This is a genomic window from Escherichia sp. KTE52, assembly GCF_000408325.1.
Lineage (GTDB): Bacteria > Pseudomonadota > Gammaproteobacteria > Enterobacterales > Enterobacteriaceae > Escherichia > Escherichia marmotae.
Genome location: NZ_KE138680.1, coordinates 2,486,343 through 2,510,426, shown reverse-complemented (window position 1 = coordinate 2,510,426; position 24,084 = coordinate 2,486,343). Strand labels below are relative to the sequence as shown.

The window sequence follows — 24,084 nt, the reverse complement described above, 5'->3', positions numbered from 1 at the left end:
TCATGACGGATAATCCGAATAAAAAAACATTCTGGGATAAAGTCCATCTTGATCCCACAATGCTGCTGATCTTACTGGCATTGCTGGTCTACAGTGCTCTGGTAATCTGGAGCGCCAGCGGCCAGGATATCGGCATGATGGAGCGTAAAATTGGCCAAATCGCAATGGGTCTGGTCATTATGGTGGTCATGGCGCAAATCCCTCCGCGCGTCTATGAAGGCTGGGCACCCTATCTCTATATCATCTGTATTATTTTACTGGTGGCAGTAGATGCCTTTGGTGCCATATCCAAAGGCGCTCAACGCTGGCTGGATCTCGGTATCGTCCGTTTCCAGCCATCGGAAATCGCCAAAATAGCCGTACCGTTGATGGTAGCTCGTTTTATCAACCGTGACGTTTGTCCGCCATCGTTAAAAAATACCGCCATCGCGCTGGTGCTGATTTTTATGCCAACACTGCTGGTGGCAGCGCAGCCAGACCTGGGGACATCAATCCTCGTTGCGCTTTCCGGGTTGTTTGTGCTTTTCCTCTCTGGCCTTAGCTGGCGCTTGATTGGCGTTGCGGTGGTGCTGGTAGCAGCATTCATTCCAATTCTGTGGTTCTTCCTGATGCATGATTACCAGCGCCAGCGCGTAATGATGCTCCTTGACCCGGAATCAGACCCACTCGGCGCGGGCTATCACATTATTCAGTCTAAAATTGCTATTGGCTCCGGTGGATTACGCGGCAAAGGCTGGCTGCACGGCACTCAGTCACAGCTTGAATTTCTGCCCGAACGCCATACCGACTTTATCTTCGCGGTACTGGCGGAAGAACTGGGGTTAGTAGGCATTTTGATTCTGCTCGCCCTCTACATTCTGTTGATCATGCGCGGACTGTGGATAGCCGCCAGAGCGCAAACCACCTTTGGTCGCGTCATGGCTGGCGGTTTAATGCTGATATTATTCGTTTATGTCTTCGTAAATATTGGTATGGTAAGCGGTATTCTGCCGGTTGTAGGGGTTCCGCTCCCACTGGTCAGTTATGGAGGATCGGCGCTCATAGTGCTGATGGCTGGGTTCGGGATTGTTATGTCAATCCACACCCACAGGAAAATGTTGTCGAAAAGCGTGTAAGAGGTGTGCAATGCGTAAGCAGTGGCTCGGGATCTGCATCGCGGCAGGAATGCTCGCGGCATGTACAAGCGATGATGGTCAGCAACAGACGGTAAGTGTGCCGCAGCCTGCGGTATGTAACGGCCCAATAGTTGAGATTGGCGGGGCAGAACCGCGTTTCGAACCACTGAACGCGACGGCGAATCAGGATTACCAGCGCGATGGCAAAAGCTACAAAATCGTGCAGGATCCTTCTCGCTTTAGTCAGGCGGGCCTGGCTGCTATTTATGATGCCGAACCTGGCAGCAATCTGACGGCCTCAGGTGAAGCATTCGATCCGATGCAGCTAACAGCGGCGCACCCGACGTTGCCGATCCCCAGCTATGCGCGAATCACTAACCTGGCTAACGGTCGGATGATTGTGGTGCGCATTAACGATCGTGGTCCTTATGGCAATGATCGCGTAATTTCGCTTTCTCGCGCAGCAGCCGACCGTCTTAACACGTCGAACAACACCAAAGTTCGCATCGATCCCATTATTGTGGCGCAAGATGGTTCGCTGTCTGGTCCCGGTATGGCCTGCACCACCGTCGCCAAGCAAACTTACGCCCTGCCCGCACCACCTGATTTAAGCGGCGGAGCGGGAACAAGTTCAGTATCTGGCCCGCAGGGCGATATTCTTCCCGTCAGCAATTCGACGCTGAAAAGCGAAGATCCAACCGGAGCCCCGGTAACCAGCAGCGGCTTCCTCGGCGCGCCAACCACCCTGGCACCTGGCGTGCTGGAAGGCAGTGAACCGACGCCTGCACCACAGCCCGTGGTCACAGCACCGGCTACAACGTCAGCAATGGTGACACCACAAGCCGCGTCGCCAGCCTCCAGCGGTAACTTTATGGTGCAAGTTGGCGCCGTTAGCGATCAGGCGCGCGCGCAACAGTATCAGCAGCAGTTAGGACAGAAGTTCGGAGTACCCGGGCGTGTGACGCAAAACGGCGCAGTCTGGCGTATTCAACTTGGCCCATTTGCCAGCAAAGCCGAAGCCAGTGCTTTGCAGCAACGTTTACAAACCGAAGCCCAATTACAGTCATTTATTACCACCGCGCAGTAGCGTAAAGCAGGCATCTGAAATGTCAATTTCTGTAAATGACATTAACAAAGTCACGCGGAAAGTCAGATGCCTGGCGGTAGTGCATTTGCTATAGTAGGGCACTTTTTTAATTCCATCACGGATGTCGTAGTTCAGACCATGAATACCATTTTTTCCGCTCGTTTCATGCAGCGCCTGGCGCTCACCACGGCTCTTTGCACAGCCTTTATCTCTGCTGCACATGCCGATGACCTGAATATCAAAACTATGATCCCGGGTGTACCGCAGATCGACGCGGAGTCCTACATCCTGATCGACTATAACTCTGGCAAAGTGCTCGCTGAGCAAAATGCAGATGTCCGCCGCGACCCTGCCAGCCTGACAAAAATGATGACCAGCTACGTTATCGGTCAGGCGATGAAAGCAGGTAAATTTAAAGAAACGGATTTAGTGACCATCGGTAACGACGCCTGGGCTACCGGTAACCCGGTGTTCAAAGGTTCTTCACTGATGTTCCTCAAACCTGGTATGCAGGTGCCGGTTTCACAGCTGATCCGCGGTATCAACCTGCAATCCGGTAACGATGCTTGTGTGGCGATGGCAGACTTTGCCGCCGGTAGTCAGGATGCTTTTGTTGGCCTGATGAACAGCTACGTTAACGCGCTGGGTCTGAAAAATACCCACTTCCAGACTGTACATGGTCTGGACGCTGACGGTCAGTACAGCTCCGCACGTGATATGGCGCTGATCGGACAGGCGTTGATTCGTGATGTGCCAAATGAATACTCTATCTATAAAGAGAAAGAGTTCACCTTTAACGGTATTCGTCAGCTCAACCGTAACGGCCTGCTGTGGGATAACAGCCTGAATGTTGACGGTATCAAAACCGGTCACACTGACAAAGCAGGTTACAATCTTGTCGCTTCCGCGACAGAAGGTCAGATGCGTCTGATCTCCGCAGTCATGGGCGGGCGCACTTTCAAAGGCCGTGAAGCCGAAAGTAAAAAACTGCTGACCTGGGGATTCCGTTTCTTCGAAACCGTTAACCCGCTGAAAGTCGGCAAAGAATTTGCCTCTGAACCGGTATGGTTTGGTAATACTGACCGCGCTTCGTTAGGTGTCGATAAAGATGTTTACCTGACTATTCCGCGTGGCCGCATGAAAGATCTGAAAGCCAGTTACGTGCTGAACAACAGCGAACTGCATGCGCCGCTGCAGAAGAATCAGGTGGTCGGCACAATTAACTTCCAGCTTGACGGCAAAACCATTGAACAGCGTCCGCTGGTAGTGTTACAGGAAATTCCGGAAGGTAACTTCTTCGGTAAAATCATTGATTACATTAAATTAATGTTCCATCACTGGTTTGGCTAAAAATTGAACACTTGAAAGTGTAATTTCCGCCCCCATATACTAAACATCAGTAAAAACTCCCGCCTTCTGGCGGGAGTTGCTATTTAATTACGTTACGCCGGAGCTGACATGAAAACCAAACTTAACGAACTGCTTGAATTCCCTACTCCGTTTACCTACAAAGTAATGGGGCAGGCGTTACCTGAGCTGGTTGATCAGGTGGTTGAAGTGGTACAGCGCCATGCGCCAGGTGACTACACCCCAACGGTAAAACCAAGCAGCAAAGGCAACTACCACTCGGTATCTATCACTATCAACGCCACTCATATCGAGCAGGTTGAAACTCTGTATGAAGAGCTGGGCAAAATCGATATTGTCCGCATGGTACTGTAATTCGTTTCTCCGTTACCCGGCCCTGGTCGGGTAACTCCCCTCCCCCCGCTGTGATATACTTTTTCTCCTCTTTTACTCATTCTCCACGGAGATGCCGTTTTGTATCAGGATAAAATTCTTGTCCGCCAGCTCGGCCTTCAGCCCTATGAGCCTATTTCACAGGCTATGCATGAATTCACCGATACCCGCGATGAAAACACCCTGGATGAGATCTGGTTGGTAGAACATCCCCCTGTATTTACTCAGGGGCAGGCGGGGAAAGCAGAACATATCTTAATGCCGGGCGATATTCCGGTGATCCAAAGCGACCGTGGCGGTCAGGTGACTTATCACGGCCCAGGTCAGCAGGTGATGTACGTTCTGTTCAATCTTAAACGCCGCAAACTGGGCGTGCGTGAGCTGGTGACCTTACTCGAACAAACGGTCGTTAATACCCTGGCTGAACTGGATATTGAAGCGCATCCTCGTGCTGATGCCCCTGGGGTCTATGTCGGGGAAAAGAAAATTTGCTCACTCGGCTTACGTATTCGTCGCGGTTGTTCATTTCACGGTCTGGCATTAAACGTCAATATGGATCTTTCTCCATTTTTACGCATTAACCCTTGTGGCTATGCGGGAATGGAAATGGCTAAAATATCGCAATGGAAACCTGATGCGACAACCGATAATGTAGCACCGCGTTTGCTGGCAAATATTTTAATGCTGCTAAACAACCCTGTCGTAGAATACATCCCTGTTTAATGGCTCTCATAAATGGCCCAACTTACACTGGGTCATTGCTTTCCCGCCCACGTTTATGTCCTCTTTAGCCGTTGCTGGCCTCTGGAGAGATAGCCCTTTCCAACATTAAATGAAGAGCAAATTGATTTTGCTGTTCATTACAAACGATTCATCCGCCACCCCCCTACTTCACGGTGAATGATTGATGTTACCGATAACGCATTTTGAAAAAAGTATTGTTACAGCCAGTTCACAGCGTAGAACGATAAAATGGCACAATCCAACAACAATTTTACATTTTCGCGACCGCTTTGGCTGCTTTCAGGTTCGTTTCAATGATATACTGCCAGTCGTTAATTCAAAAATAGTTGATAATTACAACAATCTATTGAATTGAAACGCTTTCCTTCGTAATTCGCAACTGGAACACGCACGCTATGAGTAAACCCATTGTGATGGAACGCGGTGTTAAATACCGCGATGCCGATAAGATGGCCCTTATCCCGGTTAAAAACGTGGCAACAGAGCGCGAAGCCCTGCTGCGCAAGCCGGAATGGATGAAAATCAAGCTTCCAGCGGACTCTACACGTATCCAGGGCATCAAAGCCGCAATGCGCAAAAATGGCCTGCATTCTGTCTGCGAGGAAGCCTCCTGCCCTAACCTGGCGGAATGCTTCAACCACGGTACAGCAACGTTTATGATCCTCGGCGCTATTTGTACCCGCCGTTGCCCTTTCTGTGACGTTGCCCACGGTCGCCCGGTAGCTCCGGATGCCAATGAGCCGGTGAAACTGGCGCAGACCATTGCCGATATGGCACTGCGCTATGTGGTTATCACTTCCGTTGACCGCGATGACCTGCGCGATGGCGGTGCTCAGCATTTTGCAGATTGCATTACTGCCATCCGGGAAAAAAGCCCGGAAATCAAAATTGAAACTCTGGTGCCGGATTTCCGTGGTCGTATGGATCGCGCGCTGGATATTCTGACCGCCACACCGCCAGACGTGTTCAACCATAACCTGGAAAACGTACCACGTATTTACCGTCAGGTACGCCCGGGTGCAGATTACAACTGGTCGCTGAAACTGCTGGAACGCTTTAAAGAAGCGCATCCGGAAATCCCGACCAAATCTGGTCTGATGGTCGGTCTGGGTGAAACCAATGAAGAAATTATTGAAGTAATGCGCGATCTGCGTCGTCATGGCGTGACCATGTTAACGCTGGGGCAATATTTGCAGCCAAGCCGCCATCACCTGCCGGTTCAACGTTACGTTAGCCCGGATGAGTTCGACGAAATGAAAGCCGAAGCGCTGGCGATGGGCTTTACCCATGCTGCATGCGGTCCGTTTGTCCGCTCTTCTTACCACGCCGACTTGCAGGCGAAAGGGATGGAAGTTAAGTAATTCTGTAATAATTACTTACATCTGTCTGATAAAAAACCCGCTATCTGAAGCGGGTTTTTTTATCGAACAAGATATTGAGGGAGCGTCCTGCTCGCCACGTCACTCTTTATGAGAGAGCTTTTCAGCCTGAAGATCAACATCTGCGCTTTTCTTCGCCGCAGCATCGTCGTCATTCATCGCTTTCTTGAATCCCTTAATGGCCGCTCCAAGGTCTCCGCCCAGCGTACGTAACTTCTTAGTCCCAAACAGCAGAACGACCAGTGCCGCAACTACCAGCAGTTTGGTAATACTAATCTCACCCATAGATACCTTCTTGACATAAAACAGGCAGCAGAACGCGCCTTAAAAACCAGAGAATATTAACGGTCATTCGACGCGCGCACACAATAGCAATCTGTAACAAGGTGAATCAAGCACCGAGTAAAAAAACATCATAATAATTGCGGCGGCGCAAACCGTCGGTTGTTTAAGACGGGGAGTTGCGCGCGCACCTGACGCACACGTTCGGGCGTCACTTCCGCCATAATGAGTGCAGGCATTTCAGCCGCTGCGGCAATAGTGACACCAAAAGGATCAATGATACGGCTTTGCCCGATGTTTTTGTTACCACACTCCCCCGCCGCCACCATATAACAGGTGGTATCCAGAGCACGAGCGGTGAGTAAGGTTGACCAGTGATGCTCTTTCAGCGGTCCGCGAACCCAGGCAGCGGGAAGTACAAGGATTTCTGCTCCCTGTAAAGCCTGTGCCAACGCCAGCTCCGGGAAACGCAAATCATAGCAAGTCATCAGACCGACTTTCATCCCCTCCATGTCCAGCAGTGGAGCAACCATATCCCCGGCATCCACGTGACGCGATTCCTGAATGGAGAACGCATCATAAAGATGCAGTTTGGCATAACGTGCGATGATTTTTCCCGCCTGGAGGGCCACCAGCATATTCCACGCGCGCCCCGGCGTTGAAGGAACATGAATCGTCAGAATCGTCGTCATCATGTTACGTTTACTTTCTCGCAGTAAACGTCCGAGAAATTCACCTTCCAGCAACTGTGCTGATTTAACAGACAGATCGGGATCATGATCGTCTCGTGCCAGCAGGGCTTCCGGCAGGACAAACAAAGAGACATCGCTTTCCGCCGCCTGCGCCATCAACGAGGCGCAAATTTCAGCGTTCTTTTCCCATACAGATGTAACAGCAAACTGTCCTGCGGCAACCAGCATTACTACCTCCTGTCAGAGTCGTAAAATTCGCCAACGACGATTATTCGGCGTTACACTTATCACTCATACAAATCAAATAGCAGGATTTTGCAGTGTTACAACTCCTTTTAGCAGTTTTTATTGGCGGTGGTACGGGAAGCGTGGCGAGATGGCTGTTAAGTATGCGGTTTAACCCGCTGCATCAGGCTATTCCGTTGGGGACGCTGGCAGCAAACCTGATTGGGGCATTCATCATTGGAATGGGATTTGCCTGGTTTAGCCGGATGACGAACATTGATCCCGTGTGGAAAGTGCTAATCACTACCGGGTTTTGTGGCGGGCTGACGACTTTCTCTACATTTTCAGCAGAAGTGGTGTTTTTGTTGCAAGAAGGACGCTTTGGCTGGGCGTTACTGAACGTCTTCGTTAACCTGTTAGGTTCATTTGCCATGACCGCGCTGGCTTTCTGGCTTTTTTTGGCGTCAACAGCACATTAAAGGCAAAAAAAAACCGCTGATTAAGCGGGTTTTGAATTCTTGCTGACGTATCTTACAGAGCGATTACGTTTGCAGCAGAAGGGCCTTTGGCACCGTTAGTGATTTCGAACTCTACGCGCTGACCTTCAGCAAGAGTTTTAAAACCATTAGTCTGGATTGCAGAGAAGTGTACAAACACGTCTTTGCTGCCGTCTTCCGGAGTAATGAAACCGAATCCTTTGGACTCATTAAACCACTTAACGTTACCTTTAATCTTAGACATCAAAATTACCTTTACATGAAAAATAGACACAAATGCTGTGTCGGTTACCAGTACACCAATTGTGGTACGCTTTGTCCAGTGCAACTTTGCTAAAAAGTGATAAAAGTCGCGTTATTTTTGATGCTCCTTGCCTTACATTATGTTTTTTAAGGCTTTTATAAAACCGCAACTTGTCTAAAACTGAAACCGCATCCAGGCAAAGTAAACATTGCCATTGTTGTAGATACCAGGGATGTAAGTCATCTGAAAGATAGCCAGCGGCTTTCACGGCCCTATCCAGCAACAGGCTCCCATTTATTCCACGAATCCTCAAATGTCATCACGTACAAACCGTGCCAGTTGCCTTTCTCATCCCAACGCGACTAACCGAAACCGCCGCCCCACGTTTTTAGTTATAGCGATCAGCTTTTTCTTTATCGTAAGCGAAACGTGCATGCCTGGTGATGGCAGGAATATACAAATCATATGTTCTGGCTGCCGTCAGGTTGCTGCGACATTCTCTCTAAATGCCGTAATCCATTGTTCTGTACAGACAGAAATCTCATCACGCTGATTAACTTAATAAAAACAAAGGGAATTACGGTAATACATTCACTTATATCCATTAGTGACTATAAAATATTTATCAAAAATTCACTTCCAGCATAGCTGGACTAAAATGAACATAACCGTATTAACACCTACATAAAGAATACTATTAATATTTTATAGGCTTACACAAATAAATATCACCAAATTATTCTGGAGACTTAAGCAATATTTCCTTCCAAATGACAACTTAAGCAAAAAAAATCTTCCCCGACATAGACAGCAATAAACAAAAGAAAAAATCTCTTGCTTTTTAATCAGATGCAATGACAAGCTAACAAATAAATATCACTAACACTACCAGCGCGCACACATGAGCGCATATTTTTTAAACAAGTAAAGAAACCACTATCGCGCAATTTAACAAAATCACATCATTAACTTATCAATTAATACACATTATCACACTGGTAATTACCAACTATAAAAATTCATTTTGTTATTCATGTATAAAAAACAACAACATCAATGTATTAATGGTCGCTTTTCTTGATTTTAATCAGCATTCACCACCCATTTGTTCGGCATATTTTTCACTAGTTTTAGGAATTTGTTATTATTTATCTTGGAGTCTGGAAACAGGAAAAATTATGCTGACAGTTATTGAGCTCCTTATTGGAGTTGTAGTTATTGTGGGTGTAGCTCGCTACATCATTAAAGGGTATTCCGCCACCGGGGTGTTATTTGCAGGCGGTCTGTTATTACTGATAATCAGTGCCATTATGGGGCACAAAGTTTTACCATCCAGCCAGACTTCAACGGGCTATAGCGCCACGGATATCGTTGAATACATTAAAATATTACTGATGAGTCGCGGTGGCGACCTCGGCATGATGATCATGATGCTGTGTGGCTTTGCCGCTTACATGACCCATATCGGCGCAAACGATATGGTCGTCAAACTGGCGTCAAAACCATTGCAGTACATTAACTCCCCTTACCTGCTGATGATTGCCGCCTATTTTGTTGCCTGTCTGATGTCACTGGCAGTTTCCTCCGCAACCGGCCTGGGCGTTTTACTGATGGCAACGCTGTTCCCGGTCATGGTGAACGTTGGTATCAGTCGCGGCGCGGCGGCTGCCATTTGTGCCTCACCTGCGGCGATTATTCTCGCGCCGACTTCAGGTGATGTGGTACTGGCGGCGCAGGCTTCCGAAATGCCGTTAATTGACTTCGCCTTCAAAACGACACTGCCAATCTCAATTGCTGCAATTATCGGCATGGCGATTGCCCACTTTTTCTGGCAGCGCTATCTGGACAACAAAGAGCACATTTCCCATGAAATGTTAGATGTCAGCGAAATCACGACCACCGCTCCTGCGTTTTACGCCATTCTGCCGTTCACCCCAATCATTGGCGTGCTGTTTTTTGACGGCAAATGGGGGCCGCAATTGCACATCATCACCATTCTGGTGATATGTATGCTAATTGCCTCCATTCTGGAATTTATTCGCAGCTTTAATACGCAAAAAGTCTTTTCTGGCCTGGAAGTGGCTTATCGTGGCATGGCTGATGCCTTCGCTAACGTGGTAATGCTATTAGTTGCCGCCGGTGTTTTTGCCCAGGGCCTTAGCACCATTGGCTTTATCCAGAGCCTGATCTCAATCGCTACCTCATTCGGTTCAGCGAGCATTATCCTCATGCTGGTGCTGGTTATCCTGACGATGCTGGCGGCGGTGACTACTGGTTCCGGCAATGCGCCGTTCTATGCATTCGTTGAGATGATCCCGAAACTGGCGCACTCTTCCGGAATTAACCCGGCATACCTGACAATTCCGATGCTACAAGCATCAAACCTGGGTCGTACACTTTCGCCAGTCTCTGGCGTGGTGGTTGCGGTTGCCGGAATGGCGAAAATTTCACCTTTTGAAGTGGTAAAACGCACCTCGGTGCCGGTGCTTGTTGGGCTGGTAATTGTCATCGTGGCCACGGAGTTGATGGTCCCCGGTACAACCGCCGCCGTTACTGGTAAGTAATTCTCTGGCCGGAGGCGTGCTTCCTCCGGCACTCTCTTCACCCACTGTGGTAAATACGCTGCGGTCTGCCGACTTTGCCGTGAACAATCTCGGCAATAACCAGATGGCGGCTGGCACAATATTCGAGATAACGTCTGGCGGTAGTGCGGCTGATGGTCAATGCCTGTGCTACCGTCTCCGCCGTATGTTGCACATCCGGCTCTTTGAAAAGTTTCCGCACTGCATTCAGTGTCAACGCATCAATACCGGTCGGAAGATCGTCCTTCGGTTCCCCGCGAGCATAAGCATTAAACATCTCATCAATTTGCTTTTGACTGGCACTATCAATACTTTCCAGCATATGTTTACGCTGGCGAAAGCGGGTCAATGTCTGCCCCAGACGCTCATAAGCAATTGGCTTGATCAGATAATCAAACACACCGCAGCGTACTGCTTCAGACACCGTTTCCATATCGCTGGCAGCAGTAGTAAACACCACATCGCCGGGATAATGCGCCTGCACCAGCTCATGCAGCAAATTAATACCTCTACCGTCAGGGAGATAGTTATCCAGCAAGATAAGCCCCGGCTTAAAACGCTCGATCATCATTCGGGCCTGCGCCAGGTTTCCCGCCAGCAATATCTGACTGAATCCAGGGATGTGACGAATATATTCCGCATGCATCTCTGCCAGCGGCGTCTCGTCCTCAACGATCAATAGAGTTAATGGAGCTGTCATTAGGTTTCACTTTCGGAATATAGATTGAAAATAAAGTACCGCAGGGATCATTATCTTCGAGAGTGATAACTCCCCCGCAGCGCGTTACATAGCTGGCAATAAGATACAACCCAATGCCATGCTCACCGGGTTCATCAGCACGCGTACTGACGCCCTGCTCAAATATTTTGTCACGCAGAGACTCTGGGACGCCGCAACCCTGATCGGCCACTTCAATCACCACATCATCGCCTTCGTCGCTCAGATATAATTCGACGATCTTATTCCCTTTATCGTTGCGCAGACTGGCTTCGAAGGCATTGTCGAGTAAGTTGCCCACAATCGCCGCAAACTCAGTGCTGTCCAGCCCTGGCGGCAGTTGGGAAAGCTGGCTGCCGGGGACGATTGTCATTTTTAGCCCCAGTTCACGAGCGCGCTGCACTTTACCAAACAGCAACCCCGCCACCTGGCGATCGACAAATGCCTCGCGCAGGCTGTCAATAAGCTGTTGCTGGGCCTGAGACTCTCCCTGAACCATCGCCAGCACGCGATCATACTCTTTCATTTGCAACAGACCATTGAGCGTAGACATCCAATTTAGATGTTCATGACGCAATGTGCGCAGGCTTTCGACGTATTGTTTAATTTGCGTCAGTTGCGCATTAAGGGTGGATATTTCGTCTTTACTACGAAAGCTGATTATTGCCCCCAGCAAATCATCACCAGAACGAATAGCTTCCCGATTAGCAATGACGCTCAGGCCGTTAAAATTTGTCACCACATCCTGGCGTTTTTCATCAATCTGCTCGATGAAGAAATCGGCGGGCCTGACCACTTCAGCAATGGGTCTGCCCAGCCACTGCCGTCCGGGGGAACTCAGCCCCAGCATCTTTCTTGCATTACGGTTGATGGCGGTAATGTAACCGTGTGGATCCACCGCAATCAGTCCTTCATAAACAGAACTAAATAGCGCCTCTTGCTGACGAACCACGCGCGCAATTTGCTTCGGTTCCATCCCCATCATCTGGCGGCGAATATGCGCGGCTAAGAACCACGACAACAGCATCAGAATGCCCAACAGCACGACAAACACGCCTGCCATCGGTAATAAAAATTCGGCGCGCCAGCTATCGATTTTACTGACCAGATAACCCACCGACACCACGCCGATGACGTTGTCATCATCATCAAAGATCGGTGTTTTGGCGCGCATCGCCATACCTATCGACCCTTTACCCGTAATGAAGTAACTCTCTCCTTTCTCCAGTGCGCCGGGTTTGGTGAATTGCATAGGATGACCAATTTTCTCCGGATTAGGATGGTAAAGGCGGATCGAGTCGCGGTCGCCAATCACCACATAATCGAAATCAGTATCTCTTTGTAATTTGTTGGCAATGGTCGCCAGTCGTTTGTAGTCACGCGTTTTAACCGCCGTGATGATGCTGTCATTGGAGGCAATAATTTTTGCCTGATTCATTGCCATGTCACGCACATGGAGCGTTAAATAGTCCTCGAAACTGGCCGTAAAATATTGCGCCAGTGCTGCGATGACAAATATTGAGAACACCAGAATCAGCAGGAAGATACGCAGCGGAAATGCCAGTCGTTGGAAAAAAGCAAACTGTTTATTCTCATTAAACTGCAACATTGTTTTCCTTGCGGGGTAAACCCTGTTTTTGGTGAATGTAATTAAAATGTTGAATCTTGACAGATAAAAATAAAATATAATCGTGGCAAAATTCATTCATTAAATCAATTAAACAACTTAAAACCACGCGCCAATTCGCAATTACATTAATTAAAAAACTTAAAACCATTAAATAAATAAAAAACCACTAACTCTATGTGAAATAAATCAAAATTTCTCACTGCAATACTCCTTAGGATGTATAGCAAAAGGAGAAACAGATATACCTCACTCGCAGCCCTTTCTCCCAACTGAAAATAAATGATTACCAACTTGCAACATTTATTGCAAATTGATAACAACACATACCTTCAGGATACGACTTATTATGTTCGGCAATGATATTTTCACCCGGGTAAAACGTTCAGAAAATAAAAAAATGGCGGAAATCGCGCAATTTCTACATGAAAATGATTTGAGCGTTGACACAACAGTCGAAGTATTTATTACCGTAACCCGCAATGAAAAACTTATCGCTTGCGGTGGAATTGCCGGAAATATTATTAAGTGCGTGGCTATCAGTGAATCTGTTCGCGGTGAAGGACTGGCGCTGACATTAGCCACCGAACTAATAAACCTCGCCTATGAACGGCACTGCACACATCTGTTTATTTATACCAAAACCGAATACGAAGCGCTGTTCCGCCAGTGCGGTTTCTCCACGCTGACCAGCGTACCAGGCGTGATGGTACTGATGGAAAACAGTGCCACGCGGCTGAAACGCTATGCTGAATCGCTGAAAAAATTTCGTCATGAAGGGAAGAAGATTGGCTGCATAGTGATGAACGCCAATCCCTTTACCAACGGCCACCGTTATCTGATTCAACAAGCCGCAGCACAGTGCGACTGGCTGCATCTATTTTTAGTCAAAGAAGATTCTTCGCGCTTTCCCTATGAAGACCGGCTGGATTTGGTGTTGAAAGGCACCGCTGATATTCCGCGCCTGACAGTGCATCGCGGTTCCGAGTACATCATTTCCCGCGCCACGTTCCCTTGCTACTTCATTAAAGAACAGAGCGTCATTAACCATTGTTACACCGAAATTGATCTGAAGATTTTCCGTCAGTACCTCGCTCCTGCGCTTGGCGTAACCCACCGCTTTGTCGGTACTGAACCGTATTGTCGCGTGACCGCCCAGTACAACCAGGATATGCGCTACTGGCTGGAAACACCGACTATCTCAGCACCGCCCATCGAACTGGTTGAAATTGAGCGACTGCGTTACCAGGAGATGCCGATATCCGCTTCACGGGTGCGCCAACTACTGGTGAAAAACGATCTCACGGCTATCGCGCCGCTGGTCCCGGCAGCCACGCTGCATTACTTGCAGAATCTGCTTGAACACTCCCGCCACGACGCGGCAGTTCGTCAAAAGACCCCCGCATAAAAAACAGGTGAAAAATGAAAATAAACCAGCCCGCCGTTGCAGGCACCCTAGAGTCTGGGGATGTGATGATACGCATCGCCCCACTCGATACGCAGGATATCGACCTGCAAATCAACAGCAGCGTTGAGAAACAGTTTGGCGATGCAATTCGTAGCACCATTCTGGACGTTCTTGCCCGCTATAACGTGCGCGGCGTACAGCTAAATGTCGATGACAAAGGCGCACTGGACTGCATTTTACGTGCACGACTGGAAGCTCTGCTGGCGCGCGCCAGCGGTATCCCGGCTCTGCCATGGGAGGATTGCCAATGATTTCCGCTTCGTTGCAACAACGTAAAACCCGCACCCGCCGCAGCATGTTGTTCGTACCTGGCGCTAATGCCGCGATGGTCAGCAACTCTTTCATCTACCCGGCTGATGCCCTGATGTTCGATCTCGAAGACTCCGTGGCACTGCGCGAAAAAGACACCGCTCGCCGCATGGTCTACCACGCGCTGCAACACCCACTGTATCGCGATATCGAAACCATCGTGCGTGTTAACGCGCTGGATTCTGAATGGGGCGTTAACGACCTGGAAGCTGTCGTTCGCGGCGGCGCAGACGTTGTACGTCTGCCGAAAACCGATACCGCTCAGGACGTTCTGGATATCGAGAAAGAAATCCTGCGCATTGAAAAAGCCTGCGGTCGTGAACCGGGTAGTACCGGTCTGCTGGCAGCGATTGAATCTCCGCTGGGCATTACCCGCGCGGTAGAAATCGCTCACGCTTCCGAGCGCTTAATCGGTATCGCGCTGGGCGCAGAGGACTATGTGCGCAACCTGCGTACAGAACGCTCCCCGGAAGGAACTGAGCTGTTGTTTGCTCGCTGCTCCATTTTGCAGGCCGCGCGCTCTGCCGGTATTCAGGCGTTTGACACCGTCTATTCCGACGCCAACAACGAAGCCGGATTCCTGCAAGAAGCTGCCCACATCAAGCAACTGGGCTTTGATGGCAAATCGCTGATCAACCCGCGTCAGATTGATCTGCTGCACAACCTCTACGCACCAACCCAGAAAGAAGTGGATCACGCACGCCGCGTCGTAGAAGCCGCTGAAGCCGCTGCTCGCGAAGGCCTCGGTGTGGTTTCTCTGAACGGCAAGATGGTTGACGGTCCGGTTATCGATCGCGCCCGTCTGGTGCTCTCCCGCGCAGAACTTTCCGGCATCCGCGAAGAATAAGGCAATCAAAATGACGCATAAAATTGAACAATCTCAACGACAAGAACGGGTAGCGGCCTGGAATCGTCACGCTGAATGCGATCTTGCCGCTTTCCAGAACTCACCGAAACAAACTTATCAGGCAGAAAAAGCGCGCGATCGCAAACTGTGCGCCAACCTGGAAGAAGCAATTCGTCGTTCTGGTTTGCAAGATGGCATGACCGTCTCTTTCCACCACGCTTTCCGCGGTGGTGACCTGACCGTCAACATGGTGATGGACGTCATCGCGAAAATGGGCTTTAAAAACCTGACCCTGGCATCCAGTTCCCTGAGTGATTGCCACGCGCCACTGGTAGAACATATTCGTCAGGGCGTGGTAACCCGTATTTATACTTCCGGTCTGCGCGGCCCACTGGCAGAAGAAATCTCCCGTGGTCTGCTGGCTGAACCAGTGCAAATCCACTCCCACGGCGGTCGTGTGCATTTGGTGCAGAGCGGTGAACTGAACATCGATGTGGCCTTCCTCGGCGTCCCATCCTGTGATGAGTTCGGTAATGCCAACGGCTACACTGGCAAAGCCTGCTGCGGCTCCCTCGGCTATGCGATGGTCGATGCCGACAATGCAAAACAGGTCGTGATGCTCACCGAAGAGCTGCTGCCTTATCCGCATAACCCGGCAAGCATTGAACAGGATCAGGTTGATCTGATCGTCAAAGTTGATCGTGTTGGTGATGCCGCGAAAATCGGCGCTGGCGCGACCCGTATGACCACGAACCCGCGCGAACTGCTGATTGCCCGCAGCGCCGCGGACGTGATTGTCAACTCCGGCTACTTCAAAGAAGGTTTCTCCATGCAAACCGGCACCGGCGGCGCATCGCTGGCGGTAACGCGTTTCCTGGAAGACAAAATGCGTAGCCGTGACATTCGCGCCGATTTCGCCCTCGGCGGCATCACCGCCACGATGGTTGATCTGCATGAAAAAGGTCTGATCCGCAAACTGTTGGACGTACAGAGCTTTGACAGCCACGCCGCACAATCACTGGCCCGTAACCCGAATCACATCGAAATCAGCGCCAACCAGTATGCCAACTGGGGTTCTAAAGGTGCATCAGTTGATCGTCTCGATGTAGTGGTACTGAGCGCGCTGGAAATTGACACCCAGTTCAACGTTAACGTGCTGACTGGTTCTGACGGCGTACTGCGCGGTGCTTCCGGCGGTCACTGCGATACCGCAATTGCCTCTGCGCTTTCCATCATCGTCGCGCCACTGGTTCGCGGTCGTATTCCAACTCTGGTGGATAACGTGCTGACCTGCATTACCCCTGGCTCCAGCGTCGATATTCTGGTCACCGACCACGGTATCGCTGTTAACCCGGCACGTCCGGAACTGGCAGAACGTCTGCAGGAAGCGGGAATTAAAGTGGTTTCCATTGAGTGGCTGCGTGAACGTGCGCGTCTGCTGACCGGTGAACCACAGCCGATTGAATTCACCGACCGCGTCGTTGCCGTCGTGCGTTACCGCGATGGATCGGTGATTGATGTTGTACATCAGGTGAAGGAATAAGCCATGCACCTGCTCCCTGAACTCGCCAGCCACCATGCGGTTTCGATTCCCGAGTTGCTCATCAGCCGGGATGAAAGGCAAGCACGGCAACACGCCTGGCTCAAGCGCCATCCTGTTCCACTGGTCTCCTTTACCGTGGTTGCGCCTGGGCCGATTAAAGACAGCGAGGTCACACGCCGTATTTTTAATCATGGCGTAACTGCCCTGCATGCCTTAGCCGCAAAACAGGGCTGGCAAATTCAGGAGCAGGCTGCACTGGTTTCTGCCAGCGGGCCGGAGGGCATGTTGAGCATTGCCGCCCCGGCTCGCGACCTCAAGCTCGTGACCATTGAGCTTGAGCATAGTCATCCTCTCGGGCGTTTGTGGGATATCGATGTGCTGACGCCCGAAGGCGAAATTCTCTCCCGCCGCAATTATTCACTACCGCCTCGCCGCTGCCTGTTGTGCGAACAAAGCGCGGCTGTTTGCGCGCGTGGGAAAACCCATCAACTGACCGATTTACTCAACCGCATGGAGGCGCTGCTGAACGATGTCGATGCCTGCAACGTCAACTAAAACCACAAAGCTTGCTGCGTCATTAATCGATGACTACGCCCTGCTGGGCTGGCGCGCCATGCTGACTGAAGTCAATCTGTCACCAAAACCTGGCCTGGTGGATCGCATTAACTGCGGTGCGCACAAAGATATGGCGCTGGAAGATTTCCACCGTAGCGCACTGGCAATTCAGGGCTGGTTACCGCGTTTCATTGAATTTGGTGCCTGTAGCGCAGAAATGACACCGGAAGCGGTACTCAACGGATTACGCCCAATTGGTATGGCCTGCGAAGGCGATATGTTCCGCGCCACTGCGGGCGTAAACACCCATAAAGGCAGCATTTTTTCTTTAGGGCTACTGTGTGCGGCGATTGGTCGTTTGCATCAGCTCAACCAGCCGGTAACGCCCAAAACCGTTTGTGCGACGGCGGCAAGTTTCTGCCGCGGTCTGACCGATCGCGAACTACGTACCAATAATCAACAACTGACGGCAGGTCAACGGTTGTATCAACAACTTGGCCTAACCGGCGCGCGCGGCGAAGCCGAAGCGGGTTATCCGCTGGTGATCAACCACGCCCTGCCGCACTACCTCACTCTGCTGGATCAGGGGTTAGATCCTGAACTGGCATTGCTCGATACCTTACTGCTGCTGATGGCGATGAACGGCGATACCAACGTTGCATCACGCGGTGGCGAAGGGGGGCTGCGCTGGCTACAACGCCAGGCGCAAACACTATTGCAAAAAGGGGGCATCCGAACCCCCGCCGATCTCGATTATCTCCGGCAGTTCGACAGGGAGTGTATCGAACGAAATCTCAGCCCAGGCGGCAGCGCCGACCTGCTGATTCTTACCTGGTTTTTAGCACAGATTTAAAAATTTAAGTACTTGATAAATTTGGAAATATTAATTTTCGGAGAACCCGTATGTCTTTAGCAAAAGATAAGATATGGAAATTATTGGCCCCACTGGTGGTGATGGGCGTCATGTTTCTTATCCCTGTACCCGACGGTATGCCGCCGCAGGCATGGCATTACTTCGCCGTGTTTGTGGCAATGATTGTCGGTATGATCCTCGAGCCAATTCCGGCAACAGCAATCAGTTTTATTGCAGTAACTATTTGCGTTATTGGCAGTAATTATCTGCTCTTTGACGCCAAAGAATTAGCTAACCCCGCTTTTAATGCCCAAAAACAGGCGCTGAAATGGGGACTGGCTGGTTTTTCCAGTACCACTGTCTGGTTGGTATTTGGCGCATTTATCTTTGCATTAGGGTATGAAGTTTCCGGATTAGGTCGTCGTATCGCCCTTTTCCTGGTGAAATTCATGGGGAAACGCACACTGACGTTGGGTTATGCGATTGTCATCATCGATATTCTGCTGGCACCATTTACACCGTCTAACACCGCACGTACAGGTGGGACCGTTTTCCCGGTCATTAAAAACCTGCCGCCACTGTTTAAATCATTCCCGAACGATCCGTCTGCACGTCGTATTGGCGGTTATTTAATGTGGATGATGGTCATCAGTACCAGTCTGAGTTCCTCCATGTTTGTCACCGGTGCTGCACCGAACGTGCTGGGTCTGGAGTTTGTCAGCAAAATTGCCGGTATCCAGATTAGCTGGTTGCAGTGGTTCCTCTGCTTCCTGCCAGTTGGCGTTATCTTACTTATCATTGCGCCGTGGCTTTCCTATGTACTGTACAAACCGGAAGTCACTCATAGTGAAGAAGTGGCAACCTGGGCGGGTGACGAACTGAAAACAATGGGTCGCCTGACTCGCAGAGAGTGGACGCTGATTGGTCTTGTTCTGCTTAGTTTGGGTTTATGGGTATTTGGTAGTGAAGTCATTAACGCCACTGCTGTTGGCCTGCTGGCGGTTTCGCTGATGCTGGCGCTGCACGTTGTGCCGTGGAAAGACATTACCCGCTATAACAGCGCATGGAACACGCTGGTTAACCTGGCAACACTGGTTGTCATGGCTAATGGCCTGACCCGTTCTGGCTTTATCGACTGGTTTGCCAACACCATGAGTACGCACCTGGAAGGTTTCTCACCAAACGCGACAGTGATTGTACTGGTTCTGGTGTTCTACTTTGCGCACTACCTGTTTGCCAGCCTGTCTGCGCATACCGCAACCATGCTGCCGGTGATTCTGGCCGTCGGTAAAGGTATTCCGGGCGTACCGATGGAACAACTGTGTATCCTGCTGGTTCTGTCTATCGGTATCATGGGCTGCCTGACTCCATATGCAACTGGCCCAGGAGTTATTATTTACGGCTGCGGCTATGTGAAATCGAAAGATTACTGGCGTCTGGGTGCCATCTTCGGGGTCATTTACATCGCCATGTTGCTGTTGGTTGGCTGGCCAATTCTGGCAATGTGGAACTAATACGTTCGCCAAACGCTGAATAAATCATCACGCCCGCCAGGTAAGCCCACCCGGCGGGCTTTTTTATGATTTAATAGATAGTATTCAGTGTATGTATGAGTCCCACACCCATTATGAAAGCATTCTGGCGTAACGCCGCTTTACTGACGGCTTCTCTGCTCCCCTTCTCTTCAGCTAACGCCGTGGCGTTACAGGCAAAACAGTACGGCGATTTTGATCGCTATGTGCTGGCTCTTTCCTGGCAAACCGGATTTTGCCAAAGCCAGCACGATCGCAATCGTAACGAACGCGATGAATGTCGTCTGCAAACCGAAACGACCAACAAAGCTGATTTCTTGACCGTACACGGCCTGTGGCCTGGGTTGCCAAAGTCGGTTGCGGCACGCGGTGTTGATGAACGCCGCTGGATGCGCTTTGGCTGCGCCACCCGCCCAATCCCAAACTTGCCAGAGGCACGCGCCAGCCGAATGTGTTCGTCACCGGAAACGGGGTTGTCGCTGGAAACGGCAGCTAAACTAAGTGAAGTGATGCCCGGCGCGGGTGGGCGTTCCTGCCTGGAACGTTACGAATATGCGAAACACGGCGCCTGTTTTGGTTTTGATCCGGACGCTTACTTCGGCACGATGGTGCGTCTGAATCAAGAAATCAAAGAAAGCGACGCTGGAAAATTTCTCGCTGAAAACTATGGTAAAACCGTGAGTCGAAATGACTTTGACGCCGCCTTCGCCAAAAGCTGGGGGAAAGAGAACGTCAAAGCGGTCAAGTTAACGTGTCAGGGTAATCCGGCATATTTGACTGAAATCCAGATTTCGCTCAAAGCTGACGCCATCAACGCACCGCTTTCCGCAAACTCATTCTTGCCACAACCACATCCCGGTAACTGTGGCAAAGCCTTTGTGATTGATAAAGCGGGCTATCAATAATCTGACAGGCAAAACGCTGTGGTACGTTTTTCATGAAACATGGCGATTAAGATTTCTACAATAATGCGCTGCATTGAGGAATTCCCTGAATGTGACGTAAATCACTTCAAAGTGTGAGCAACAGCCAGTATCATCATATGAGTTAAACCCTCGCCGCCTGACGGTGAGGGTTTTCTTTTGGGTATGTTTATCTGCGACACTCGCAGTACCGACGACATGGAGTAAAAATGTCCAGACCAACTATCATCATTAACGACCTGGATGCCGAACGCATCGATATTCTGCTGGAGCAACCCGCCTACGCCGGTTTGCCAGTCGCTGACGCGTTAAACGCAGAGTTGGATCGCGCCCAAATGTGTTCGCCAGAAGATATGCCACACGATGTGGTGACGATGAACAGCCGGGTTAAATTCCGCAATCTTAGCGATGGCGAAGTGCGTGTGCGCACGCTGGTGTATCCGGCCAAAATGACCGACAGCAATACTCAGCTTTCCGTTATGGCTCCGGTTGGAGCCGCACTGCTGGGGCTGCGCGTTGGCGACACCATTCACTGGGAACTTCCGGGCGGCGTTACCACCCACCTTGAAGTGCTGGAACTCGAATACCAGCCAGAAGCCGCTGGCGAATACCTGCTTTAATCCCATCTGCACAAGCGTTAAATCGCTTTGCTCAGAGGATGCGTCCGCATCCTCTTTCCGCTCAAATATCAACCAGATTTATCATTTTGCTCTTCCCCGCTACGTTCTAATCTGAACAGGTTATCAACCTGCGGACTCCATTATGAGTGAAGCTCTTGGTATTACAGCGTTTTATATTTTCATCGCAGCAATAATTGTTGTAGCGGTGCTATACCTTGAGCAACACTGGTAGTGCCAACACGAATACATTTTAAGCATCAATATTTAATAGATATAAAATCAACGTCGCAAATCACAGATCTAAAATCAATAATATGATGTTATGTATGCATGCATGCAACAGCAAGGAGAGAATGCTTATGTACAAAACAATCATTATGCCAGTAGACGTATTTGAAATGGAATTAAGCGACAAAGCCGTTCGTCACGCTGAATTTCTCGCCCAGGATGATGGTGTAATTCATTTACTCCATGTATTACCAGGCGCTGCAAGCCTTAGTCTGCACCGTTTTGCTGCCGATGTGCGTCGTTTCGAAGAGCATTTGCAACATGAGGCGGAAGAGCGCCTGCAGACAATGGTGGGTCATTTCACTATTGATCCCTCCCGTATCAAACCACATGTCCGTTTTGGTAGCGTGAGAGATGAGGTGAATGAATTAGCCAAAGAACTGAATGCGGATGTTGTGGTTATCGGTTCGCGTAATCCATCAATTTCAACCCATCTGTTAGGTTCTAACGCTTCCAGCGTGATCCGCCACGCCCATCTGCCTGTATTAGTCGTTCGTTAACAAATTAACGTATTTATGGTGCCCTGCCCGGAGCCATCCCGGCAGGGTTTTCTATAACGAAAAAAAGCCGCCAGGTTTGACCCCGGCGGCTAAACAATTGCAGGTGAATCTTACTTCTTCTTATGCAGTTTTGGTGCGAATCAGGTAGTCAAAGGCACTCAGAGAGGCTTTGGCACCTTCGCCAGTGGCGATGATGATCTGTTTGTACGGAACCGTCGTACAGTCACCGGCTGCAAACACGCCTTTGACGTTGGTTTCGCATTTCGCATCGATGATGATTTCACCCATGCGGTTACGTTCTACTGCGCCTTCCAGCCAGTTGGTGTTCGGCAGCAGACCAATCTGAACGAAAATACCGGCCAGTTCGATATTGTGAATATCGCCGCTCACGCGATCACGGTATTCCAGACCAACAACTTTGCTACCGTCGCCTTTTACTTCAGTGGTTTGCGCATTCAGAATGATGTCGACGTTTTTCAGACTGCGCAGTTTGTCCTGCAGAACCTGGTCGGCTTTCATTTCTGGCGCAAACTCAAGCAGGGTAACGTGTTCAACAATACCCGCCAGATCAATCGCGGCTTCCACGCCGGAGTTGCCGCCGCCAATCACCGCTACACGTTTGCCTTTAAACAGCGGGCCGTCGCAGTGCGGGCAGTAGGTTACGCCTTTGGTGCGATACTGATCTTCACCCGGAACGTTCATGTTGCGCCATTTTGCGCCGGTCGCCACGATAATGCTGCGGGCTTTCAGTACCGCGCCGGAAGCTGTTTCAATCTGATGCAGACCGCCTTCAACCGCGGCCGGGATCAGCTTGCTCGCGCTCTGGCTGTCGATCACATCAACATCGTATTCATCAACGTGAACTTTCAGCGCACCAGCCAGTTTCTGGCCTTCGGTTTTCGGCACGGAGATGTAGTTTTCAATGTCAACGGTATCGAGGATCTGACCACCGAAACGTTCGCCCATCAGACCAGTACGGATACCCTTACGTGCGGAGTAAATTGCCGCCGCAGCACCCGCCGGGCCAGAACCAACGATCAGCACATCATAAGCGTCACGCTTGTTCAGCTCTTCTGCCGCACGTTTTTCAGCGCCAGTATCAATCTTCGCAACGATTTCAGTCAGCGTCATACGCCCCTGACCAAACTCTTTACCATTCACGAATACGGCCGGAACGCCCATCACGTTACGATCGGTGATTTCGTTCTGGAACGTACCACCGTCAATTGCCGTGTGTTTAATGCGCGGGTTCAGTACGCTCATCAGGTTCAGCGCCTGCACCACGTCCGGACAGTTATGGCAGGAAAGCGAATAATAAGTTTCAAATTCAAAATCACCGTCAATGTCGCGGATCTGCTCCAGCAGAGACTGCGCTTCTTTCGACGGATGACCACCGGTCCACAGCAGAGCCAGTACCAGCGAGGTAAATTCATGGCCCAGCGGAGAGCCTGCAAAACGCGGCCCCTGGTTAGAACCTGGGTTGGTGATCAGGAAAGACGGCTTACGCACCGGCAAGCTGTTATCTTCTTTAAAGGTGACTTTGTCTGACAGTTCTGCGATCTCAGCCAACAGTTCCTTGATTTCTGCCGATTTAGCGCTGTCATCCAGCGTGGCAATTAACTCAACAGGCTTGGTCAATTTCTCAAGGTAAGCCTTGAGTTGAGTTTTCATATTTGTGTCGAGCATGTTTATCTCCTGGGCTTTAAACATCATC

General features: G+C 50.2%; 25 protein-coding genes and 2 pseudogenes. 20 read left to right on the top strand and 7 right to left on the bottom strand.

Annotated features, from left to right (window positions below):
- Window positions 1-2: 2 nt before the first annotated feature.
- From mrdB to lipA, 7 genes and pseudogenes are all read left to right on the top strand, one after another.
- On the top strand, window positions 3-1,115 hold the full coding sequence (gene mrdB, locus A1SC_RS00300; protein WP_000131717.1) for a peptidoglycan glycosyltransferase MrdB: 1,113 nt from the start codon (window positions 3-5) through the stop codon (window positions 1,113-1,115).
- 10 nt (window positions 1,116-1,125) lie between these two features.
- On the top strand, window positions 1,126-2,202 hold the full coding sequence (gene rlpA / locus A1SC_RS00305) for an endolytic peptidoglycan transglycosylase RlpA (RefSeq protein WP_001231396.1): 1,077 nt from the start codon (window positions 1,126-1,128) through the stop codon (window positions 2,200-2,202).
- A 138-nt stretch (window positions 2,203-2,340) separates the two neighbouring features.
- Entirely contained in the window at window positions 2,341-3,552 is a 1,212-nt protein-coding gene (gene dacA, locus A1SC_RS00310) for a D-alanyl-D-alanine carboxypeptidase DacA (RefSeq protein ID WP_010380725.1), read from the top strand.
- A gap of 108 nt (window positions 3,553-3,660) precedes the next feature.
- Window positions 3,661-3,924 carry a DUF493 family protein YbeD gene (gene ybeD, locus A1SC_RS00315; protein WP_000850550.1) on the top strand — a complete coding sequence of 88 codons (264 nt, stop codon included), beginning with the start codon at window positions 3,661-3,663 and terminating at the stop codon, window positions 3,922-3,924.
- Between the two features lie 99 nt (window positions 3,925-4,023).
- Window positions 4,024-4,665, top strand: coding sequence for a lipoyl(octanoyl) transferase LipB (gene lipB / locus A1SC_RS00320; protein WP_000284037.1), 642 nt, complete (start codon window positions 4,024-4,026; stop codon window positions 4,663-4,665).
- Window positions 4,666-4,707: 42 nt separating this feature from the next.
- Window positions 4,708-4,872: pseudogene (locus A1SC_RS25995) on the top strand (LysR family transcriptional regulator); the annotation flags it as partial.
- A 209-nt stretch (window positions 4,873-5,081) separates the two neighbouring features.
- Window positions 5,082-6,047 carry a lipoyl synthase gene (lipA, locus tag A1SC_RS00325; protein WP_000042625.1) on the top strand — a complete coding sequence of 322 codons (966 nt, stop codon included), beginning with the start codon at window positions 5,082-5,084 and terminating at the stop codon, window positions 6,045-6,047.
- Between the two features lie 99 nt (window positions 6,048-6,146).
- On the opposite strand, the gene tatE is transcribed toward lipA, so the two are convergent.
- Together tatE and A1SC_RS00335 are read right to left on the bottom strand one after the other, a co-directional pair.
- A complete protein-coding gene (tatE, locus tag A1SC_RS00330) occupies window positions 6,147-6,350 on the bottom strand; it encodes a twin-arginine translocase subunit TatE (protein WP_000503933.1) in 204 nt (67 codons plus the stop codon).
- Between the two features lie 128 nt (window positions 6,351-6,478).
- On the bottom strand, window positions 6,479-7,267 hold the full coding sequence (locus A1SC_RS00335; RefSeq protein ID WP_016248456.1) for a deaminated glutathione amidase: 789 nt from the start codon (window positions 7,265-7,267) through the stop codon (window positions 6,479-6,481).
- A gap of 92 nt (window positions 7,268-7,359) precedes the next feature.
- Here A1SC_RS00335 and crcB point away from each other — a divergent pair, with 92 nt between their 5' ends.
- Entirely contained in the window at window positions 7,360-7,743 is a 384-nt protein-coding gene (gene crcB / locus A1SC_RS00340; protein WP_016263040.1) for a fluoride efflux transporter CrcB, read from the top strand.
- Window positions 7,744-7,795: 52 nt separating this feature from the next.
- Here the strand turns inward: crcB and cspE are convergent, their stop codons facing one another.
- Entirely contained in the window at window positions 7,796-8,005 is a 210-nt protein-coding gene (gene cspE / locus A1SC_RS00345; protein ID WP_000034825.1) for a transcription antiterminator/RNA stability regulator CspE, read from the bottom strand.
- A gap of 174 nt (window positions 8,006-8,179) precedes the next feature.
- Window positions 8,180-8,610 (bottom strand): annotated as a pseudogene (gene pagP / locus A1SC_RS25360) (lipid IV(A) palmitoyltransferase PagP).
- A gap of 573 nt (window positions 8,611-9,183) precedes the next feature.
- Between pagP and dcuC the strand changes: the two are divergent.
- On the top strand, window positions 9,184-10,569 hold the full coding sequence (gene dcuC, locus A1SC_RS00350) for an anaerobic C4-dicarboxylate transporter DcuC (protein WP_000958609.1): 1,386 nt from the start codon (window positions 9,184-9,186) through the stop codon (window positions 10,567-10,569).
- Between the two features lie 37 nt (window positions 10,570-10,606).
- Here the strand turns inward: dcuC and dpiA are convergent, their stop codons facing one another.
- Together dpiA and dpiB are read right to left on the bottom strand one after the other, a co-directional pair.
- Window positions 10,607-11,287, bottom strand: coding sequence for a two-component response regulator DpiA (gene dpiA, locus A1SC_RS00355; RefSeq protein WP_000126491.1), 681 nt, complete (start codon window positions 11,285-11,287; stop codon window positions 10,607-10,609).
- A complete protein-coding gene (gene dpiB / locus A1SC_RS00360) occupies window positions 11,256-12,914 on the bottom strand; it encodes a sensor histidine kinase DpiB (RefSeq protein WP_000938914.1) in 1,659 nt (552 codons plus the stop codon). Before dpiB ends, dpiA begins: the two co-directional genes overlap by 32 nt.
- 367 nt (window positions 12,915-13,281) lie before the next feature.
- On the opposite strand from dpiB, the gene citC reads away from it, so the two are divergent.
- The 11 genes from citC (at window position 13,282) to uspG (ending at window position 22,370) form a co-directional block, all read left to right on the top strand.
- Window positions 13,282-14,340: a [citrate (pro-3S)-lyase] ligase gene (citC, locus tag A1SC_RS00365; protein ID WP_000467718.1), complete on the top strand. Its 1,059-nt coding sequence runs from the start codon at window positions 13,282-13,284 to the stop codon at window positions 14,338-14,340.
- Between the two features lie 14 nt (window positions 14,341-14,354).
- Window positions 14,355-14,651 (top strand): citrate lyase acyl carrier protein, encoded by a 297-nt coding sequence (gene citD / locus A1SC_RS00370; RefSeq protein WP_000700699.1) that lies wholly within the window; start codon window positions 14,355-14,357, stop codon window positions 14,649-14,651.
- A complete protein-coding gene (gene citE, locus A1SC_RS00375; RefSeq protein WP_000622357.1) occupies window positions 14,648-15,556 on the top strand; it encodes a citrate (pro-3S)-lyase subunit beta in 909 nt (302 codons plus the stop codon). Before citD ends, citE begins: the two co-directional genes overlap by 4 nt.
- A 10-nt stretch (window positions 15,557-15,566) precedes the next feature.
- Window positions 15,567-17,099 (top strand): citrate lyase subunit alpha, encoded by a 1,533-nt coding sequence (gene citF / locus A1SC_RS00380; RefSeq protein WP_000149038.1) that lies wholly within the window; start codon window positions 15,567-15,569, stop codon window positions 17,097-17,099.
- 3 nt (window positions 17,100-17,102) lie between these two features.
- The gene (gene citX, locus A1SC_RS00385) at window positions 17,103-17,654 is read left to right on the top strand and encodes a citrate lyase holo-[acyl-carrier protein] synthase (protein WP_001515962.1); all 552 of its coding nucleotides are present in this window, start codon (window positions 17,103-17,105) and stop codon (window positions 17,652-17,654) included.
- Window positions 17,629-18,507, top strand: coding sequence for a triphosphoribosyl-dephospho-CoA synthase CitG (citG, locus tag A1SC_RS00390; protein ID WP_016263039.1), 879 nt, complete (start codon window positions 17,629-17,631; stop codon window positions 18,505-18,507). The genes citX and citG overlap by 26 nt, the downstream gene beginning before the upstream one ends.
- A 50-nt stretch (window positions 18,508-18,557) precedes the next feature.
- Complete coding sequence (gene citT, locus A1SC_RS00395; RefSeq protein WP_000050312.1) at window positions 18,558-20,021, top strand: citrate/succinate antiporter CitT; 1,464 nt, start codon at window positions 18,558-18,560, stop codon at window positions 20,019-20,021.
- 113 nt (window positions 20,022-20,134) lie between these two features.
- A complete protein-coding gene (gene rna / locus A1SC_RS00400) occupies window positions 20,135-20,944 on the top strand; it encodes a ribonuclease I (RefSeq protein ID WP_010380708.1) in 810 nt (269 codons plus the stop codon).
- A gap of 227 nt (window positions 20,945-21,171) precedes the next feature.
- Window positions 21,172-21,582 carry a nucleoside diphosphate kinase regulator gene (gene rnk, locus A1SC_RS00405; RefSeq protein ID WP_000089740.1) on the top strand — a complete coding sequence of 137 codons (411 nt, stop codon included), beginning with the start codon at window positions 21,172-21,174 and terminating at the stop codon, window positions 21,580-21,582.
- Between the two features lie 142 nt (window positions 21,583-21,724).
- Window positions 21,725-21,814 carry a small membrane protein YldA gene (gene yldA / locus A1SC_RS26285; RefSeq protein ID WP_353889723.1) on the top strand — a complete coding sequence of 30 codons (90 nt, stop codon included), beginning with the start codon at window positions 21,725-21,727 and terminating at the stop codon, window positions 21,812-21,814.
- A gap of 127 nt (window positions 21,815-21,941) precedes the next feature.
- Window positions 21,942-22,370, top strand: a complete 429-nt coding sequence (gene uspG / locus A1SC_RS00410) for a universal stress protein UspG (RefSeq protein WP_001515959.1) — start codon at window positions 21,942-21,944, stop codon at window positions 22,368-22,370.
- A 120-nt stretch (window positions 22,371-22,490) separates the two neighbouring features.
- Here uspG and ahpF read toward each other — a convergent pair whose 3' ends face one another.
- Window positions 22,491-24,056, bottom strand: coding sequence for an alkyl hydroperoxide reductase subunit F (gene ahpF, locus A1SC_RS00415; RefSeq protein ID WP_010380701.1), 1,566 nt, complete (start codon window positions 24,054-24,056; stop codon window positions 22,491-22,493).
- Window positions 24,057-24,084: the final 28 nt, after the last annotated feature.

Excerpts from the sequence above, each read along its gene's own strand:
- mrdB (WP_000131717.1), top strand. The coding sequence starts at position 3 with ATGACGGATAATCCGAATAAAAAAACATTCTGGGATAAAGTCCATCTT.
- rlpA (WP_001231396.1), top strand. The coding sequence starts at position 1,126 with ATGCGTAAGCAGTGGCTCGGGATCTGCATCGCGGCAGGAATGCTCGCG.
- dacA (WP_010380725.1), top strand. The coding sequence starts at position 2,341 with ATGAATACCATTTTTTCCGCTCGTTTCATGCAGCGCCTGGCGCTCACC.
- ybeD (WP_000850550.1), top strand. The coding sequence starts at position 3,661 with ATGAAAACCAAACTTAACGAACTGCTTGAATTCCCTACTCCGTTTACC.
- lipA (WP_000042625.1), top strand. The coding sequence starts at position 5,082 with ATGAGTAAACCCATTGTGATGGAACGCGGTGTTAAATACCGCGATGCC.
- tatE (WP_000503933.1), bottom strand. The coding sequence starts at position 6,350 with ATGGGTGAGATTAGTATTACCAAACTGCTGGTAGTTGCGGCACTGGTC.
- A1SC_RS00335 (WP_016248456.1), bottom strand. The coding sequence starts at position 7,267 with ATGCTGGTTGCCGCAGGACAGTTTGCTGTTACATCTGTATGGGAAAAG.
- cspE (WP_000034825.1), bottom strand. The coding sequence starts at position 8,005 with ATGTCTAAGATTAAAGGTAACGTTAAGTGGTTTAATGAGTCCAAAGGA.
- dcuC (WP_000958609.1), top strand. The coding sequence starts at position 9,184 with ATGCTGACAGTTATTGAGCTCCTTATTGGAGTTGTAGTTATTGTGGGT.
- dpiA (WP_000126491.1), bottom strand. The coding sequence starts at position 11,287 with ATGACAGCTCCATTAACTCTATTGATCGTTGAGGACGAGACGCCGCTG.
- dpiB (WP_000938914.1), bottom strand. The coding sequence starts at position 12,914 with ATGTTGCAGTTTAATGAGAATAAACAGTTTGCTTTTTTCCAACGACTG.
- citC (WP_000467718.1), top strand. The coding sequence starts at position 13,282 with ATGTTCGGCAATGATATTTTCACCCGGGTAAAACGTTCAGAAAATAAA.
- citD (WP_000700699.1), top strand. The coding sequence starts at position 14,355 with ATGAAAATAAACCAGCCCGCCGTTGCAGGCACCCTAGAGTCTGGGGAT.
- citE (WP_000622357.1), top strand. The coding sequence starts at position 14,648 with ATGATTTCCGCTTCGTTGCAACAACGTAAAACCCGCACCCGCCGCAGC.
- citF (WP_000149038.1), top strand. The coding sequence starts at position 15,567 with ATGACGCATAAAATTGAACAATCTCAACGACAAGAACGGGTAGCGGCC.
- citX (WP_001515962.1), top strand. The coding sequence starts at position 17,103 with ATGCACCTGCTCCCTGAACTCGCCAGCCACCATGCGGTTTCGATTCCC.
- citG (WP_016263039.1), top strand. The coding sequence starts at position 17,629 with ATGTCGATGCCTGCAACGTCAACTAAAACCACAAAGCTTGCTGCGTCA.
- citT (WP_000050312.1), top strand. The coding sequence starts at position 18,558 with ATGTCTTTAGCAAAAGATAAGATATGGAAATTATTGGCCCCACTGGTG.
- rna (WP_010380708.1), top strand. The coding sequence starts at position 20,135 with ATGAAAGCATTCTGGCGTAACGCCGCTTTACTGACGGCTTCTCTGCTC.
- rnk (WP_000089740.1), top strand. The coding sequence starts at position 21,172 with ATGTCCAGACCAACTATCATCATTAACGACCTGGATGCCGAACGCATC.
- yldA (WP_353889723.1), top strand. The coding sequence starts at position 21,725 with ATGAGTGAAGCTCTTGGTATTACAGCGTTTTATATTTTCATCGCAGCA.
- uspG (WP_001515959.1), top strand. The coding sequence starts at position 21,942 with ATGTACAAAACAATCATTATGCCAGTAGACGTATTTGAAATGGAATTA.
- ahpF (WP_010380701.1), bottom strand. The coding sequence starts at position 24,056 with ATGCTCGACACAAATATGAAAACTCAACTCAAGGCTTACCTTGAGAAA.